At 57.3% G+C, this 15,199-nt stretch carries 12 protein-coding genes; 7 read left to right on the top strand and 5 right to left on the bottom strand.

From position 1 onward, the window contains the following. The 4 genes from I6L40_RS15790 to I6L40_RS15775 all read right to left on the bottom strand — a co-directional run bounded on the left by I6L40_RS15790 (position 1) and on the right by I6L40_RS15775 (position 3,755). Entirely contained in the window at positions 1–789 is a 789-nt protein-coding gene (locus I6L40_RS15790; protein ID WP_033114320.1) for an ATP-dependent zinc protease, read from the bottom strand. 52 nt (positions 790–841) lie between these two features. Further along, complete coding sequence (gene cmoB / locus I6L40_RS15785) at positions 842–1,819, bottom strand: tRNA 5-methoxyuridine(34)/uridine 5-oxyacetic acid(34) synthase CmoB (protein ID WP_071911105.1); 978 nt, start codon at positions 1,817–1,819, stop codon at positions 842–844. Next, positions 1,816–2,562 carry a carboxy-S-adenosyl-L-methionine synthase CmoA gene (cmoA, locus tag I6L40_RS15780; protein WP_071911106.1) on the bottom strand — a complete coding sequence of 249 codons (747 nt, stop codon included), beginning with the start codon at positions 2,560–2,562 and terminating at the stop codon, positions 1,816–1,818. Before cmoA ends, cmoB begins: the two co-directional genes overlap by 4 nt. Positions 2,563–2,906: 344 nt before the next feature. Next, positions 2,907–3,755 carry a DUF72 domain-containing protein gene (locus I6L40_RS15775; protein WP_071911108.1) on the bottom strand — a complete coding sequence of 283 codons (849 nt, stop codon included), beginning with the start codon at positions 3,753–3,755 and terminating at the stop codon, positions 2,907–2,909. A gap of 162 nt (positions 3,756–3,917) precedes the next feature. Between I6L40_RS15775 and I6L40_RS15770 the strand changes: the two genes are divergently transcribed. The 3 genes from I6L40_RS15770 (at position 3,918) to I6L40_RS15760 (ending at position 6,810) form a co-directional block, all read left to right on the top strand. Further along, positions 3,918–4,169 carry an FmdB family zinc ribbon protein gene (locus I6L40_RS15770; RefSeq protein ID WP_005337686.1) on the top strand — a complete coding sequence of 84 codons (252 nt, stop codon included), beginning with the start codon at positions 3,918–3,920 and terminating at the stop codon, positions 4,167–4,169. A 32-nt stretch (positions 4,170–4,201) separates the two neighbouring features. Further along, positions 4,202–5,968 carry an aspartate--tRNA ligase gene (gene aspS / locus I6L40_RS15765; RefSeq protein ID WP_041208579.1) on the top strand — a complete coding sequence of 589 codons (1,767 nt, stop codon included), beginning with the start codon at positions 4,202–4,204 and terminating at the stop codon, positions 5,966–5,968. A gap of 101 nt (positions 5,969–6,069) precedes the next feature. After that, positions 6,070–6,810, top strand: coding sequence for a YebC/PmpR family DNA-binding transcriptional regulator (locus I6L40_RS15760; protein WP_071911110.1), 741 nt, complete (start codon positions 6,070–6,072; stop codon positions 6,808–6,810). A 456-nt stretch (positions 6,811–7,266) separates the two neighbouring features. Here I6L40_RS15760 and adhE read toward each other — a convergent pair whose 3' ends face one another. Beyond that, positions 7,267–9,930, bottom strand: coding sequence for a bifunctional acetaldehyde-CoA/alcohol dehydrogenase (adhE, locus tag I6L40_RS15755; protein WP_071911112.1), 2,664 nt, complete (start codon positions 9,928–9,930; stop codon positions 7,267–7,269). A 754-nt stretch (positions 9,931–10,684) separates the two neighbouring features. Between adhE and I6L40_RS15750 the strand changes: the two genes are divergently transcribed. The 4 genes from I6L40_RS15750 to oppC all read left to right on the top strand — a co-directional run bounded on the left by I6L40_RS15750 (position 10,685) and on the right by oppC (position 15,162). Beyond that, entirely contained in the window at positions 10,685–11,320 is a 636-nt protein-coding gene (locus I6L40_RS15750; protein ID WP_033114327.1) for a YchE family NAAT transporter, read from the top strand. Positions 11,321–11,599: 279 nt separating this feature from the next. Further along, positions 11,600–13,219 carry an ABC transporter substrate-binding protein gene (locus I6L40_RS15745; protein ID WP_042031607.1) on the top strand — a complete coding sequence of 540 codons (1,620 nt, stop codon included), beginning with the start codon at positions 11,600–11,602 and terminating at the stop codon, positions 13,217–13,219. A gap of 96 nt (positions 13,220–13,315) precedes the next feature. Continuing rightward, positions 13,316–14,236: an oligopeptide ABC transporter permease OppB gene (gene oppB, locus I6L40_RS15740; RefSeq protein ID WP_041208574.1), complete on the top strand. Its 921-nt coding sequence runs from the start codon at positions 13,316–13,318 to the stop codon at positions 14,234–14,236. A 14-nt stretch (positions 14,237–14,250) separates the two neighbouring features. Beyond that, a complete protein-coding gene (gene oppC / locus I6L40_RS15735) occupies positions 14,251–15,162 on the top strand; it encodes an oligopeptide ABC transporter permease OppC (protein WP_041208573.1) in 912 nt (303 codons plus the stop codon). Positions 15,163–15,199 lie beyond the last annotated feature (37 nt).

Raw genomic sequence — 15,199 nt, 5'->3', positions numbered from 1 at the left:
TTATTTCACATCCTTGAGCTTGGGTTTGGGTTGGATATATTCGCGGGCCACATCGACCACAGCGATATCTTTCAGGAATTCACGACCCAGCAGCACGGGGAAGGCCATGTCGCTACGATCTTTCAGGGTAAATTCGGCCTTCTCGGTCATGTCGCCGATGCGCACGGTCAGACGTACCACGGGACGGCGGTCGAGATCGTCGGCAGAGGCCTGACGTACCCGCACGTGGCGTACCAGCGGGGCTTCGATCTGGATCTTGTCGTCGGCGTCCTGATGGCTCAGCAGGAAGCGAACCCAGTTTTTGCCGTTGCGCTCGAAAATGGTGATCTCCTGAGCGCTGATGGAGGAGGTGGTCGCACCGGTATCGACCCGGGCCTGGAAGGCGTCATTGGCGGCATCCACCCAGATCCACTCCGCTTCACCCACCATCAGCTTGCCATCGATAGTGTGACCCTGATTGGGCACCGGACACTTCTCGGCAGGTACCGCCATCGGCTTGGGCGGCTCGGAGGGGAGGGCGGCGATCTTGTGATCTACTTGTTTGACGGACTCTTTCATATTGGTGACATCTGTATTGAGCTGAACCAGCAGGTGCTGTTGCTGCACATACTGCTTCTGTTGCTGCTCCATGGATGTTTGCAGGCGCTGCTCGCTCTGGCTCAGCTCGCTACGCAACTCGGCCAGTGTCAGTGCAGGAACCTGGGGCGCTTTTTCCATATTGACACACCCGCCGAGACTGAGCAGGGAGAGCAGGGTCATTCCTTTTAATTTGCTTTTCATGTCATTCATTTAACTGTGCTTCCTGGAATTGGGTCAGTGTAACTTCCACAGCCGCCATCGGCTAGTCTTTGGCCTTTCTGGCAATCAGTACGGCACGTTTTGGTGCCGGATGTCCTTCTACCGTGAGTGCCGGATTGTCTGGATCCAGATAATCACTCAGGGATTCATTAATCATCCAGTCGGTACGACGCTGTTCGTCCGTGCTGGTCATATTTTCATCGACAATTCGCACGTCGGTGAAGCCGCAACGCTCGACCCATAGCTTGAGGGCGGCGCTGGATGGAATAAACCAGACGTTGCGCATCTTGCCGTAGCGGTCGGTGGGCATCAGCACATCATTGACACCGCCGTCAATCACCAGCGTCTCCAGCACCAGCTCGCCATCATCCTTGAGCTGGTTGCGCAGCTGCTCGATGTGCTCGATGGGGGATTTGCGGTGATAGAGCACCCCCATGGAGAAGACGGTGTCAAACGCCCGCAGCTCCGGCAGCTCCTGAATCCCGAGCGGCAGCAGGTGGGCGCGCTGGTCGTTGCCGGCTAAGTGGCGAATCGCCTCGAACTGGCAGAGGAACAGCGGGCTCGGATCGATGCCGACCGCGAGCCTGGCCCCTTCACCCACCATGCGCCAGAGGTGATAGCCGCTGCCGCAGCCCACATCCAGCACATAGCGGCCTTCGAGCGGGCTGATATGGGGCAAGACCCGATCCCACTTCCAGTCGGAGCGCCACTCGGTGTCGATGTGGATGCCGTGCACGGTGAACGGCCCCTTGCGCCAGGGCATGAAGTGGCGCAGCAGGCTCTCGACCTTCTTGCGCTCCCCTTCGCCCAGGCTCTCGGCCGAGCCGATTTCGACCCGGTTTTTCAGCTCGACGTGGTCGGGGGCGACTGCCGGCAGCTTGTTGAGGGCGCGGTTCCAGCGCGGCAGATCGCCGTGCTGGTTATCGTGTTGCCAAGCGTGCAGCTGGGCGGGCAGGGTATGCAGCCAGTGGCTCAGCCGGTTTTTGGCGATCAGTTGATAGAAGTTGGCAAAGTCGATCATGGCTGGGCGTCGCTGGATTTGATGGCAATCATGGAGCCGAAGTTGAAGCACTGGAACCAGAGATCCTGATGGACGAAACCGGCGTCGCGCAGACGCGCCTGATGCACCGGCAAGCTGTCGGTGCGCATCACGTTCTCAAGGGCGGTGCGCTTCTGGCTGATCTCCAGCTCGCTATAACCGTTGGCGCGCTTGAAGTCGAGGTGCAGGTCGATGAGCAGCTCGTTGACCGGCTCGTCCTCGAAGCGGAACTTCTCGCTCAGGATCAGGATCCCGCCCGGGCGCAAACCGTCGTGAATGCGCTGGATCAGGGCAGCCCGCTTCTCGGGCTCGACAAACTGCAGGGTGAAGTTGAGCACCACCACCGAGGCGTTCTCAATCTCGATGTCGCAGATATCCGCCTCCACCAGCTCCACCGGCACCTCGGATTTGAAACCGGAGAGGTGGGCACGGGCGCGCTCGATCATCGGGTGGGAGAGATCCACCGCCGTGATGCGGCAACCGGGCTGGCTGATATGGCGGCGCATCGCATGAGTGGCGGCGCCCAGCGAACAGCCGAGGTCATAAAGTCGACTCTCGGGTTGGGCGTAGCGGGCGGCCATCATACCGATGGCAGAGATGATGTTGCTATAACCCGGCACCGAGCGCTGGATCATGTCGGGAAAGACATCGACGACCTGTTCGTCAAAGCAGAAATCACCCAAACGGGCGATGGGGGCGGCAAATATTTGATCTTTGGTATGCATGCTGGCGCAACCTGACAGCCGGCATATCGGCCGACTGCTTTGTTCAATTGAATCGTTGGGTGGCACCCGTCTGGGGGTGGCTCATCACCTGTTTACGAACGGGGTGGCCGGTCATGAGCTCCTGGTGACCGGTCCTGTTCGTAGGGGTCATCTCCGGACCCTTATCCGGAGCCGAGTCATTTGTTACCACTGATTAACAGTAACGGTGACAGGGCTCCTTGCATGGGGCGCTAGTGTAGAGGATTGACGGCCATTTGTCTTGACGCCGGGCCCCGCCAAACCACAAAAATCGCCCTTTTTTTACTGCGTTTTCGGGGCTCTGCGAGGGTTGCTTGTGCCACTGGTTAAAAGGGCAGCACTCCCTGCCGCGCGCGATCGTTTTCCCCCGGCCAGGGGGCCATCTCTTGCCCCAGCAGACGGCTTACCTGACGGGCCAGTTCGGGGGCTTGGGCGTTGTCGGCGGTGTGGATGTAGAGGTAAAGATCCTTCCCCTCGGCCAGCCATTGGCGCCAATGGGGTATCCAGCTCGGTAAAAAGGGGTGGTTGGCCGCCGGATCCGGCAGGCCAATCAGGCGCACCATGGGGGCGTTGGCGGTGGCCAGCAGATGCACCGGCAGGCGCGGCTTTTTGCCCTGGGCATCAATCAGGGCCGCAGTGGTGGCGGGTACCGAGAAGAGCGGGCGGCTGTCGAGCATCACCCGGTTCACCCCTTGTTCCATCAGCAGCCGGTTCAATGCCCGTTCGGCCTCCCCCTTGGCGAAGAAGTCGGGGTGGCGCACCTCGAGGGCGTAGCGAAACGCCGGCGGCAGCCGTTCGATAAAGGCCGCAAGCCGGGGCAGCCCTTCCGGGCCGAAGCGGGCAGGCAGTTGCAGGGTGAGTAGTCCCAGCTTGTCGTGGAGCGGCGCAAGCAGGTGGATAAAGTCGGCAACCTGTTTCTCTGCGCTCACCAGATCGCTCTGGTGGCTGATGGTTTGTGGAAACTTGAAGTTGAAGCGAAAGTGATCGGGCACCGCATCGGCCCAGCGCTGCACCGTATCGGGGGTCGGCAGGGCGTAGAAAGTGGTATTGCCCTCCACCGAGTTAAAGACGGTCGCGTAGTGGGCGAGGTGCTCGGCGGGCTTGGCGCCCAGACCCAGCAGCTGGCCGGGCCAGGCGGGGTGGGACCACTGCGGCAGGCCCAAATAGAGGCTCATGGCGACGTCTCTCTCTGATCTTGGTGAATTCGGGCCCCTTTTTTTGCCACTTTTTGCCATCCAGAGCAAAAAACTGGTGAAAGGAGGCTGCTGGCCATTTTACCCAAAAGGGGGTTTTCCTCTATAATGCCAGCCCTTTTGTTTTTCAATTTCTTGTGACCCATGCCTATCTACGAATATCGTTGCGACGTCTGTGGCCATGAATTGGCAAAACTGCAAAAGCTTTCCGATGCCCCCCTGACCGACTGTCCGGCCTGTAGCAAGCCGAATCTGGTCAAGCTGATATCGGCGGCAGGCTTCCGGCTCAAGGGAACCGGATGGTACGAGACTGATTTCAAACCGGGTAAGAAAAAGAATCTGGCCAGCTGTGAGACAGACGGTGCTTGCCAGTCGTGCCCGGCGGCCCAAGGTTAACCGTCTCTCTACAATTTCGAAGGAAGAAGTCCATGCGCTCTATCTATTGCGGACAGGTCAATGAGGCCCATGCCGGGCAGACCATTACATTGTGCGGTTGGGTCCATCGTCGTCGTGATCTCGGCGGTCTGATCTTTATCGACATGCGCGATCGCGAAGGGATCGTGCAGGTGTTCTTCGATCCGGACAAACCGGAAGCGTTCGCCCTGGCCTCCGAGCTGCGCGGCGAGTTCTGCATCCAGGTGACAGGTGTAGTGCGCACCCGTCCCGAGTCCCAGCGCAACAGCGACATGGCCACCGGTGCCATCGAAGTGTTCGCTCACGAGCTCAACATCATCAACCGTGCCGAGCCGCTGCCGCTGGACTTCAACCAGGTCAACAGCGAAGAGATCAGCCTCAAGTATCGCTACCTGGATCTGCGTCGCCCCGAGATGGCCAAGTACCTGAAGACCCGCGCCAAGGCCAGTGCCTTCGTGCGCCGCTTCATGGACGAGCACGGTTTCCTCGATATCGAGACCCCGATGCTGACCAAGGCCACCCCGGAAGGTGCCCGTGACTATCTGGTACCGAGCCGCGTGCACAAGGGCAAGTTCTACGCTCTGCCGCAATCTCCCCAGCTGTTCAAGCAGCTGCTGATGATGTCTGGCTTCGACCGTTACTACCAGATCGTCAAGTGCTTCCGTGACGAAGACCTGCGTGCCGACCGCCAGCCGGAATTCACCCAGATCGACGTGGAGACCTCCTTCATGACCGCACCGCAGGTGCGTGAAGTGATGGAAGAGATGATCCGCAAACTGTGGCTGCACATCCTGAACGTGGATCTGGGCGACTTCCCGATCATGACCTTCGACGAAGCCATGCGTCGCTACGGCTCCGACAAGCCGGACCTGCGTCTGCCGATGGAGCTGGTCGATGTGGCCGATCTGCTGACCGCCGTCGAGTTCGCCGTGTTTGCCGGCCCCGCCAACGATCCGAAAGGCCGTGTGGCAGCCCTGAAAGTGCCGGGCGGCGCCGAGCTCTCTCGCAAGCAGATCGACGAGTACACCAAGTTTGTCGGCATCTACGGTGCCAAGGGCCTGGCCTGGATGAAGGTCAACGAAGCGGCCAACGGCATCGAAGGCGTGCAGTCTCCGGTTGCCAAGTTCCTCAGCGACGCCATCGTGCGCGAGATCCTGACCCGTACCGGCGCGGCCGACGGCGACATCATCTTCTTCGGCGCCGACTCCAAGAAAGTGGTTTGCGATGCCATGGGTGCCCTGCGTCTGAAAGTGGGCCGTGATCTGGGTCTGCTGGAAAACAGCTGGAAGCCGCTGTGGGTCATCGACTTCCCGATGTTCGAGGAAGATGGCGAAGGCGGTCTGGCTGCCATGCACCACCCCTTCACCGCGCCGAGCGGCCTGAGCCCGGAGCAGCTGAAAGCCAACCCCCTGGGTGCTTACGCCAACGCCTACGACATGGTGATCAACGGTTACGAAGTGGGCGGCGGCTCTGTCCGTATCCACAACAGCGAGATGCAGGCCACCGTGTTCGATATCCTGGGTATCACCCCGGCCGAGCAGCGCCTGAAGTTCGGCTTCCTGCTGGATGCCCTGAAGTACGGTACCCCGCCGCACGCTGGTCTGGCCTTCGGTCTGGACCGTCTCAGCATGCTGCTGACCGGCACTGAAAACATTCGGGACGTCATTGCCTTCCCGAAAACCACTGCGGCCGCCTGTCTGATGACCGACGCCCCCAGCCTTGCCAACGCAGCCCAACTGGGCGAGCTGGCGATTGCAACCACCGTCAAGGGTGATGAGTAAGCCCTTCCGGGCACCGGAGGTCGCGTAGCGGCCTCCCTGTTCCCCTTGCGTTAGCAATGACGTGTGTTACTGAAATTTCAAAAATATAACGGAGAGTCTCTATGGCAGGTCACAGTAAATGGGCCAACATCAAACACCGCAAGGCCGCTCAGGATGCCAAGCGTGGCAAGATCTTCACCAAGCTGATCCGCGAAATCACTACCTCCGCGCGTCTGGGTGATGCCGATCCGGCCAACAACCCGCGTCTGCGTGCTGCGGTGGCTGCCGCCCTGACCAACAACATGACCCGTGACACCATCAACCGTGCTATTCAGCGTGGCGCCGGTGGTGGCGATGGCGAGCAGCTCGAGACCATCGTATACGAAGGTTACGGCCCGGCTGGCTCGGCCGTCATGGTTGAGTGTCTGACTGACAACCGCAACCGTACCGTAGCCGAAGTGCGTCACGCCTTCAGCAAGTGCGGTGGCAACCTGGGTACCGACGGCTCCGTGGCTTACCTGTTCACCAAGAAGGGCGTACTGACCTTCGTGGGCGCCGATGAAGATGCCCTGATGGAAGCGGCTCTGGAAGCGGGTGCCGATGACGTGGTGACCGAAGAAGATGGCACCATCGAGGTGTACACCACCCCGAACGACTTCGGTACCGTGCTGGATGGTCTGGAAGCTGCCGGCTTCAAGGCCCAGAGCGCCGAAGTGACCATGATCCCCTCCACCGAAGCGGAGCTGGATGCCGAGACCGCGCCCAAGCTGATGCGCCTCATCGACATGCTGGAAGATCTGGACGACGTGCAGGAGGTGTACCACAACGGTTCCATCTCCGACGAAGTGGCAGCGACCCTGTAATCGCTCCCCGCACTTCTTGCCAATGGCAGCCAGATGGCTGCCATTTTTTATTGTCGCAAAGGTGAAACAGACATTACCTTGTTTGTTTCATCAGTGAAACAGCCCGTGGCCAGCATTCATCTCCACGTCCGGCTATCACACTCCGGTAGGCTCTCCGAATTTCCCCCCTTGTCTCTTCCTATTTCTATTCAGCTCTTGTATCAGTGGCTTGCAGATAACCTCGACAGGGCCAGTGTTGTTTGCCTGATGGAGAAGAACAGCAGGGATTGTTCGCGCATTTTGTGCCGGCAGCCCAATCCCGAACCAGGGAAGCCTGTGGTATGGATGACCTGCTAGATGAGAGGGGTAACGGGTTGTCAGGTCGGGGAGGGAGGAGAGTGGGGGGAGTGCGGGGGGATAGCACATATAAAAAAAGCCCGCGCAGTGCGCGGGCTTTCTATTTCTACTCAGGCGAGATTACTTGGACTTCTTCTTGCCTTCGGCTTTGGCTTCAACCGGTGCAGCAGCTACCGGAGCGGCTTCGGTGAAGGGACGGCCGTAGTAGGAGTCCAGCAGAACCTGCTTCAGCTCGCTGATCAGCGGGTAGCGCGGGTTGGCGCCGGTGCACTGGTCATCGAAGGCTTCGATGGACAGCTGGTCAACCTTGGCCAGGAAGTCAGCCTCGGCAACGCCAGCTTCGCGGATGGAGGCAGGGATACCCAGGGTAGCCTTCAGCTCGTCTAGCCAGGTCAGCAGCTTCTCGATCTTGGCAGCGGTGCGGTCACCGGCAGCAGTCAGACCCAGGTGGTCAGCGACTTCGGCGTAACGACGACGAGCCTGCGGACGGTCGTACTGGGAGAACGCGGTCTGCTTGGTCGGGTTGTCGTTCGCGTTGTAGCGGATGACGTTGCTGATCAGCAGGGCGTTGGCCAGACCGTGCGGAATGTGGAACTCGGCACCCAGTTTGTGAGCCATGGAGTGGCACACACCCAGGAAGGCGTTGGCGAACGCGATACCGGCGATGGTGGCAGCATTGTGCACCTTCTCACGAGCGATCGGGTCGTTGGCACCGTTCAGGTAGCTGGACGGCAGGTACTCTTTCAGCATTTTCAGGGCTTGCAGCGCCTGACCGTCGGAGTACTCGTTGGCCAGTACGGAAACATAGGCTTCCATGGCGTGAGTCACGGCATCGATACCACCGAAGGCACACAGGGACTTCGGCATACCCATGACCAGGTTAGCATCAACGATGGCCATGTTCGGGGTCAGCTCGTAGTCAGCCAGCGGATATTTCTGACCAGACACTTCATCGGTTACTACCGCAAACGGAGTGACTTCAGAGCCGGTACCGGAAGTGGTGGTGATACAGACCAGTTCGGCCTTCACGCCCATTTTCGGGAACTTGTAGATACGCTTGCGGATGTCCATGAAGCGCATGGCCAGATCTTCGAACGCAGTGTTCGGGTGCTCGTACATCACCCACATGATCTTGGCAGCATCCATCGGTGAACCACCGCCCAGCGCCAGGATTACGTCCGGTTTGAAGGAGTTGGCCATCTCGGCACCCTTGCGAACCACAGCCAGAGTCGGGTCAGCTTCTACTTCGTAGAACACTTCCACTTCCATATTCTGTGCTTTCAGCAGGCTGACCAGTTCATCAGCGTAGCCGTTGTTGAACAGGAAGCGGTCGGTCACGACCATGGCACGCTTTTTACCTTCCAGGTCGCTCAGAGCGATCGGCAGGGAACCACGACGGAAGTAGATGGATTTCGGAAGTTTGTGCCACAGCATGTTTTCTGCCCGTTTTGCGACTGTCTTCTTGTTGATCAGGTGCTTCGGACCCACGTTTTCGGAGATGGAGTTACCACTCCAGGAGCCGCAACCCAGGGTCAGGGACGGTGCCATTGCGAAGTTGTACAGGTCACCGATACCGCCTTGAGTAGACGGAGTGTTGATCAGGATACGCGCGGTCTTCATCTTGTCGCCGAAGTACTTGATGCGGTCAGCATTGCGGTCCTGGTCGGTGTACAGACCTGAGGTGTGGCCGATACCACCGATGTTGACCATGTCACAGGCCATATCAACGGCGTTTTCGAAGCTGCTTGCACGGAACATACCGAGCAGCGGGGACAATTTCTCGTGAGCAAACTCGTCTTCTGCACACAGCTTGACGCCTTCACCGATCAGGATCTTGGTATCAGCCGGTACAGTCACGCCTGCCATCTCGGCAATCTTGGTCGCCGGCTGGCCAACGATGTTGGCGTTCAGGGCACCGTTGATCAGGATGACTTTACGGACCTTGTCAGCATCTTCTTTGGAGAGCACGTGGCCCTTGTGAGATGCAAAGCGCTCTTTAACCTGGTCGTAGATGGCATCAACAACGATGACCGCCTGCTCGGAAGCACAGACCACGCCGTTATCGAAAGTCTTGGACATCAGGATGGAGGCAACGGCACGCTTCACGTCGGCGGTTTCGTCGATAACGATAGGCACGTTACCGGCACCTACACCGATAGCAGGCTTACCGGAAGAGTAGGCTGCTTTCACCATGCCCGGGCCACCGGTGGCCAGGATCAGGTTGATGTCGTCGTGTTTCATCAGGGCGTTGGAGAGCTCAACGGACGGTTGGTCGATCCAGCCGATGATGTCTTTCGGTGCACCGGCGGCAACAGCTGCATCCAGTACCAGCTTGGCTGCGGTATTGGTGGAGTTCTTGGCACGGGGGTGCGGGGAGAAGATGATGGCGTTGCGGGTCTTGAGCGCGATCATGGATTTGAAGATCGCAGTAGAAGTCGGGTTGGTGGTCGGAACGATACCACAGATGATACCTACCGGCTCGGCGATGGTGATGGTGCCCATCTGAGTGTCTTCGCTCAGAATGCCGCAGGTCTTCTCTTCTTTGTACTTGTTGTAGATGTATTCGGAGGCGAAGTGGTTCTTGATAACCTTGTCTTCGATGATACCCATACCGGATTCTTCCACGGCCATCTGGGCCAGGGGGATACGGGCGTTGTTGGCGGCCAGGGCGGCGGCACGGAAGATCTTGTCTACCTGCTCTTGAGAGAAGCTGGCGAATTCACGCTGTGCTTCCTTAACGCGGGCGACCAGTGCATCCAGTTCAGCCAAATTGGTTACTGCCATGTTTATCTCCTGATTATTTGAAAACTGTTTAGTAAGACGTTGGCAATGCCCGGCAATTATAGTCGCCCTGTCAAGGCGGTATCGTTGCAACAGCTTTTTCACATGCCTTACTAAATCGCTTTCTGAGTCGATTATAGAGCGGGGCTGACTCAGAAAAACTTGATCTGGATCATGTGTAACAAAAGAACAAAAGAAATTTTATTTCATGATCCATGTTTGATGGATGTTATCGGAATGTGCATCCTGAAGGAAGCAAAGTAGATTGTAAATAGATGGTAATAATCGCTTTGTATCAAATGGTTAAATAATCTTTAGCCAGCTTGCAGGAGGTGAAACAGGCACTTCAGGTTATAAAACATGAATGTTGTGGTTACGAAGTCACCATCCAACCTCTCCTGAAACCCTATTTGTTACGAAATTGCATGTTGTTTTAATCCATGACTAATCCAATTGATGGCTGTGACAGCGATCTTTGGGGCATGGCTGCTGGCCGTTCGATGCCATCTTTGCCATCGCAGCAAAGACGATAAGCCAGGATATGGGCGCATAGACAAGTGTTGGGTGGCAATCGAGCCCTTTTGCGCAAGTTGGCACCGGTTTATGCCACGTTGCGACCATGCATTAGCGAAACTAACTAAAAAACCCTGTAAATGGTGAGATTATTTGATTGGTGCCCGCTCTGGGGATGATGTAAATTTACGCGCGAAATTAATGGACTGGCCCGATGGGCCCTGCACACGTTTGGAAGGCGCCTATGGCAGCAATTGACGTCTCTTTGTATCTGAAGTTTTTTGTCGGTTTGTTCGCAATCATCAACCCCCTGGGTCTGCTGCCGGTTTTTGTCAGCCTGACCAGCCATTACACCCAGGCTGAACGGATGAAGACCAACACCACCGCCAATATCGCGGTGATGATCATCCTGCTGGTCTCCATGTATATGGGACAGCTGATCCTCGATGGTTTCGGCATCTCGCTGGCATCGTTCCGTATCGCCGGTGGCTCGCTGATTACCCTGATCGCCTGGTCGATGCTGCAGGGCAAGCTGGGCGAGGTGAAGCACAACAAACAGGAGAAAGGCGAACTGGCGGTGCGTGAATCGATCGCCGTGGTACCGTTGGCTCTGCCATTGATGGCAGGCCCGGGCGCCATCTCCTCGGTCATCGTCTATGCCAGCCAGAGCCATTGGCAGCAGTTGCTCGGCATGTCGGTTGTTGTCGTTGTCTTCTCCTTCTGCTCCTGGCTAATCTTCCGCGCCGCCCCGCTGCTGTTCAAAATCATGGGCAATACCGGTATCAACGTGGTGACCCGTATTATGGGTCTTATCATGATGTCGCTCGGTATCGAGATCATGGTGGCGGGTATCAAGGGTGTCTTCCCCAGCCTGATGTGAGCCAGGTCTGTTTTATGAAAGCCGGTCCTCGTGACCGGCTTTTTATTGGTTGCTTTTTGGACACCGTTTTTTAGAATCGGACGCTTGTTTAAAAAATGAACATGTCGTTGGCATTTTCATTCTGAAAAACAGGCTGGCAGCTGGTTTTTTGACCGGAAAGTAATGATTGTCCTGACAATATCTATTGCAATATCGGAATTGGCAGGGAATTATGCTGGGAGCGGGGTCAATGCCCGCCACTTAAATGAACGCATGGAATGTTCTTGTTGGAGTATGGAAATGACTCATAAAAAAACAATTATTAACACATTGCTGATGGCTGCACTGTTTGGTGGCATCAATATGGCACAAGCTGCCGATGTCCCGGCGGGAACCAAGCTGGCTGATGTTCAGCAGCTGGTAAAAGGCAACGGCTCCGAGCCCGCGACCCTTGACCCGCACAAGACCGAAGGAACGGTCGAATCCAATATCCTGCGCGACCTGTTTGAAGGTCTCGTTGCCTCCGGTCCCAAAGGCGAGATCCTGCCTGCGGTAGCCGAATCCTGGGAAACCAAGGACAACAAACACTACATCTTCCATCTGCGTAAAGATGCCAAGTGGTCCAACGGTGATCCGGTCACTGCCCACGACTTCGAATTTGCCTTCAAACGCGCAGTCGATCCGAAAACCGCCTCTCCTTACTCCTGGTATCTGGAGATCCCGACCATCATCAACGCTTCCGAGATTATTGCCGGCAAGAAACCTGCCGACACTCTGGGCGTGAAAGCGGTGGACGACTACACCTTCGAGGTGCAGCTCGAGAAAGCCATTCCTTATTTTGTCAGCATGCTCTCCCACACCACCACCTACCCGGTACCCAAGAAGGTGATCGAGAAGTTTGGTGACAAGTGGACCCAGCCCGGCAACATGGTATCCAACGGTGCCTATCAGCTGAAGGATTGGGTCGTGAACGAGCGGGTTGATGTGGTGCGTAACCCCAACTACTGGAACAACGCCAAGACTGTGATCGAGAAGGTGACCTATCTGCCGATCCAGTCCACCAACTCCGATCTGAACCGCTATCTGGCCGGCGAAGTGGACATGACTTACCAGATGCCCATCGAGCGCTTCAAGCAGATGAAGAAAGAGAAGCCGGATGAGCTGAAGGTGACTGGCTACGTTGGTACCTACTACTACCAGTACAACTTCAAGAAGAAGCCGTTTGATGACGTACGCGTGCGTACTGCGCTCTCCTATGCCATCGATCGTAACGTGATCGCCGACAAGGTGATGGGTCAGGGCCAGACTCCGGGTTACACCCTGGTGCCGGATTTTGTGGATGGCTTCAAGCCGGTGGCTCCGGAATGGTCGAAGATGACCCAGGCCGAGCGCGATGCCAAGGCGAAAGAGCTGCTGAAAGAGGCCGGTTTCGATGCCAGCAAGCCGCTGAAGTTCGAGCTGCTCTACAACACCGACGACAACCACAAGAAAGTAGCGGTCGCCGTTGCCTCTATGTGGAAGAAGCTGGGCGTGCAGGTAAGCCTGGTCAACCAGGAGTGGAAAACCTATCTGGAGACCAAGAAGCAGGGTCAGTTTGATGTGGGTCGTGCCGGCTGGATTGCCGACTACAACGAAGCCTCTTCCATGCTGGATCTGATGCAGACCACCCACGGCAACAACGACGGCAAGTACTCCAATCCGGAGTTTGACAAGCTGATGGACTCCTCTCGCGATCAGGTTGATGTGGCTGCCCGCAACAAGCTCTACGTCCAGGCTGAAGAGATCCTGGCCAAGGACATGCCGATTGCCCCCATCTACCAGTACGTGACTGCCCGTATGGTGAAACCCTATGTAGGCGGCTACCCGGCCAACCCGCTGGATAACCTCTACAGCAAAGACATGTACATCATCGCTCACTGATTTTCGTTACAAGTCGCATAACAAGCAGGCCCGCCAGACGGCGGGCCTTTATTACAACCGCGACCCTTTGGAAGCAGTACAGGACAGGAATTGTCTATGTTGAAATTCATTTTTAAACGTCTACTGGAAGCGATCCCGACTCTGCTGGTCTTGATCACCGTCTCCTTCTTCATGATGCGTTTCGCCCCGGGTAACCCCTTTAGCAGCGAGCGCTCGCTCCCCCCCGAAGTAATGGCCAACATCGAAGCCAAATATGGCCTCGACAAGCCGATCGGGATGCAATATCTCACCTATCTGGGCAACCTTGTGCAGGGTGACCTCGGTCCCTCCTTCAAGTACAAGGACTTCACCGTCAACGATCTGGTGAGCCAGGCGCTGCCGGTTTCCGCCAAGATCGGTACCTTCGCCTTTATTTTTGCCGTCACGCTGGGGGTCACTTTCGGCACCATAGCGGCGCTGAAACAGAACTCGATCATCGACTATTTGCTGATGTCGTCGGCCATGGCCGGGGTGGTGATCCCGGGCTTTGTGCTGGCGCCCTTGCTGGTGCTTATCTTCAGTATCCATCTTGGCTGGTTGCCGGCCGGTGGCTGGCAGGGTGGTGGCGTACAGTTTATGGTGCTGCCGGTGTTTGGCATGATGATGTACTACATCTCCGCCATCTCGCGGATCATGCGGGGCAGCATGATTGAGACCATGAACTCCAACTTCATCCGTACCGCCCGAGCCAAGGGACTGCCGCTGCGCCATATCATCCTGAAGCACGCGCTGCGCCCGGCCATGCTGCCGGTGGTCTCCTATCTTGGCCCGGCCTTTGTCGGCATCATCACCGGTTCCGTAGTGATCGAAACCATCTTCGGTCTGCCGGGGATCGGTCAGCTGTTCGTTAACGGTGCCCTTAACCGTGATTACTCCATGGTGCTCGGCCTGACCATTCTGGTCGGCGCCCTCACCATCACCTTTAACGCTGTGGTCGATATTCTCTACGCCTTTATCGATCCCAAGATCCGTTACTAATTCGGGAGTGCATCATGGTTGTTTCAACAGAAAAACGCGAAGCCGTCGAGGCATTCGCGCAGAAAGTGGAAGTGGTGGAGGGGCGTTCCCTGTGGAAGGATGCCCGTCGCCGTTTCCTGCGCAACAAGGCGGCGCTCACCAGCCTGATCATCCTGACCATCATCGGTCTGGCGGTCATTGTCGGGCCGCACCTCTCCCAGTACACCTTTGACGATCCCGACTGGGGTGCCATGCAGAGTGCGCCGGACATCGAAGCGGGTCACTACTTCGGTACCGACAGTCTGGGCCGCGATCTCTTTGTGCGTACCCTCTTGGGTGGCCGCATCTCCCTGATGGTCGGCATCATGGGGGCCATGGTGGCGGTCATTATCGGCACCCTCTATGGCGCCGCCTCCGGTTTTATCGGCGGTCGGGTCGACAGCCTGATGATGCGGGTACTGGAGATCCTCAACGCCTTCCCCTTCATGTTCTTCGTCATCATGCTGGTCACCTTCTTTGGCCGCAATCTGGCGCTCATCTTTATCGCCATCGGGGCGGTAAGCTGGCTCGACATGGCGCGGATCGTGCGCGGCCAGACCCTGAGCCTCAAGAGCAAGGAGTTCATTGAGGCGGCCCACGTCTGCGGTGTCTCCAAGTGGAAGATCATCACCCGTCACATCGTACCCAACGTGCTGGGGATTGTGGCGGTCTACGCCACCCTGCTGGTGCCCGGGATGATCATGTTCGAATCCTTCCTGAGCTTCCTTGGCCTGGGCGTGCAAGAGCCCATGACCAGCTGGGGGGCTCTGCTGGATGAAGGCTCCAAGTCGATGGAAGTGGCCATCTGGCAACTCCTGTTCCCCGCCGGTTTCATGGTGGTGACCCTGTTCTGTTTCAACTTCCTCGGGGATGGTCTGCGTGACGCCCTCGATCCGAAGGATCGCTAATCAAGGCGGCAAGTGGCTGCCAGCAAGTGTGTGGCCA

The sequence above is a fragment of the Aeromonas sp. FDAARGOS 1410 genome (assembly GCF_019048745.1).
In the GTDB taxonomy this organism is placed as follows: Bacteria; Pseudomonadota; Gammaproteobacteria; order Enterobacterales; family Aeromonadaceae; genus Aeromonas; species Aeromonas jandaei.
This window is presented reverse-complemented; position numbering and strand designations above follow the sequence as displayed.

What these genes read in the sequence shown, in the direction of transcription:
- I6L40_RS15790 (WP_033114320.1), bottom strand. Translation starts at nt 789, where the DNA reads ATGAATGACATGAAAAGCAAATTAAAAGGAATGACCCTGCTCTCCCTG.
- cmoB (WP_071911105.1), bottom strand. Translation starts at nt 1,819, where the DNA reads ATGATCGACTTTGCCAACTTCTATCAACTGATCGCCAAAAACCGGCTG.
- cmoA (WP_071911106.1), bottom strand. Translation starts at nt 2,562, where the DNA reads ATGCATACCAAAGATCAAATATTTGCCGCCCCCATCGCCCGTTTGGGT.
- I6L40_RS15775 (WP_071911108.1), bottom strand. Translation starts at nt 3,755, where the DNA reads ATGAGCCTCTATTTGGGCCTGCCGCAGTGGTCCCACCCCGCCTGGCCC.
- I6L40_RS15770 (WP_005337686.1), top strand. Translation starts at nt 3,918, where the DNA reads ATGCCTATCTACGAATATCGTTGCGACGTCTGTGGCCATGAATTGGCA.
- aspS (WP_041208579.1), top strand. Translation starts at nt 4,202, where the DNA reads ATGCGCTCTATCTATTGCGGACAGGTCAATGAGGCCCATGCCGGGCAG.
- I6L40_RS15760 (WP_071911110.1), top strand. Translation starts at nt 6,070, where the DNA reads ATGGCAGGTCACAGTAAATGGGCCAACATCAAACACCGCAAGGCCGCT.
- adhE (WP_071911112.1), bottom strand. Translation starts at nt 9,930, where the DNA reads ATGGCAGTAACCAATTTGGCTGAACTGGATGCACTGGTCGCCCGCGTT.
- I6L40_RS15750 (WP_033114327.1), top strand. Translation starts at nt 10,685, where the DNA reads ATGGCAGCAATTGACGTCTCTTTGTATCTGAAGTTTTTTGTCGGTTTG.
- I6L40_RS15745 (WP_042031607.1), top strand. Translation starts at nt 11,600, where the DNA reads ATGACTCATAAAAAAACAATTATTAACACATTGCTGATGGCTGCACTG.
- oppB (WP_041208574.1), top strand. Translation starts at nt 13,316, where the DNA reads ATGTTGAAATTCATTTTTAAACGTCTACTGGAAGCGATCCCGACTCTG.
- oppC (WP_041208573.1), top strand. Translation starts at nt 14,251, where the DNA reads ATGGTTGTTTCAACAGAAAAACGCGAAGCCGTCGAGGCATTCGCGCAG.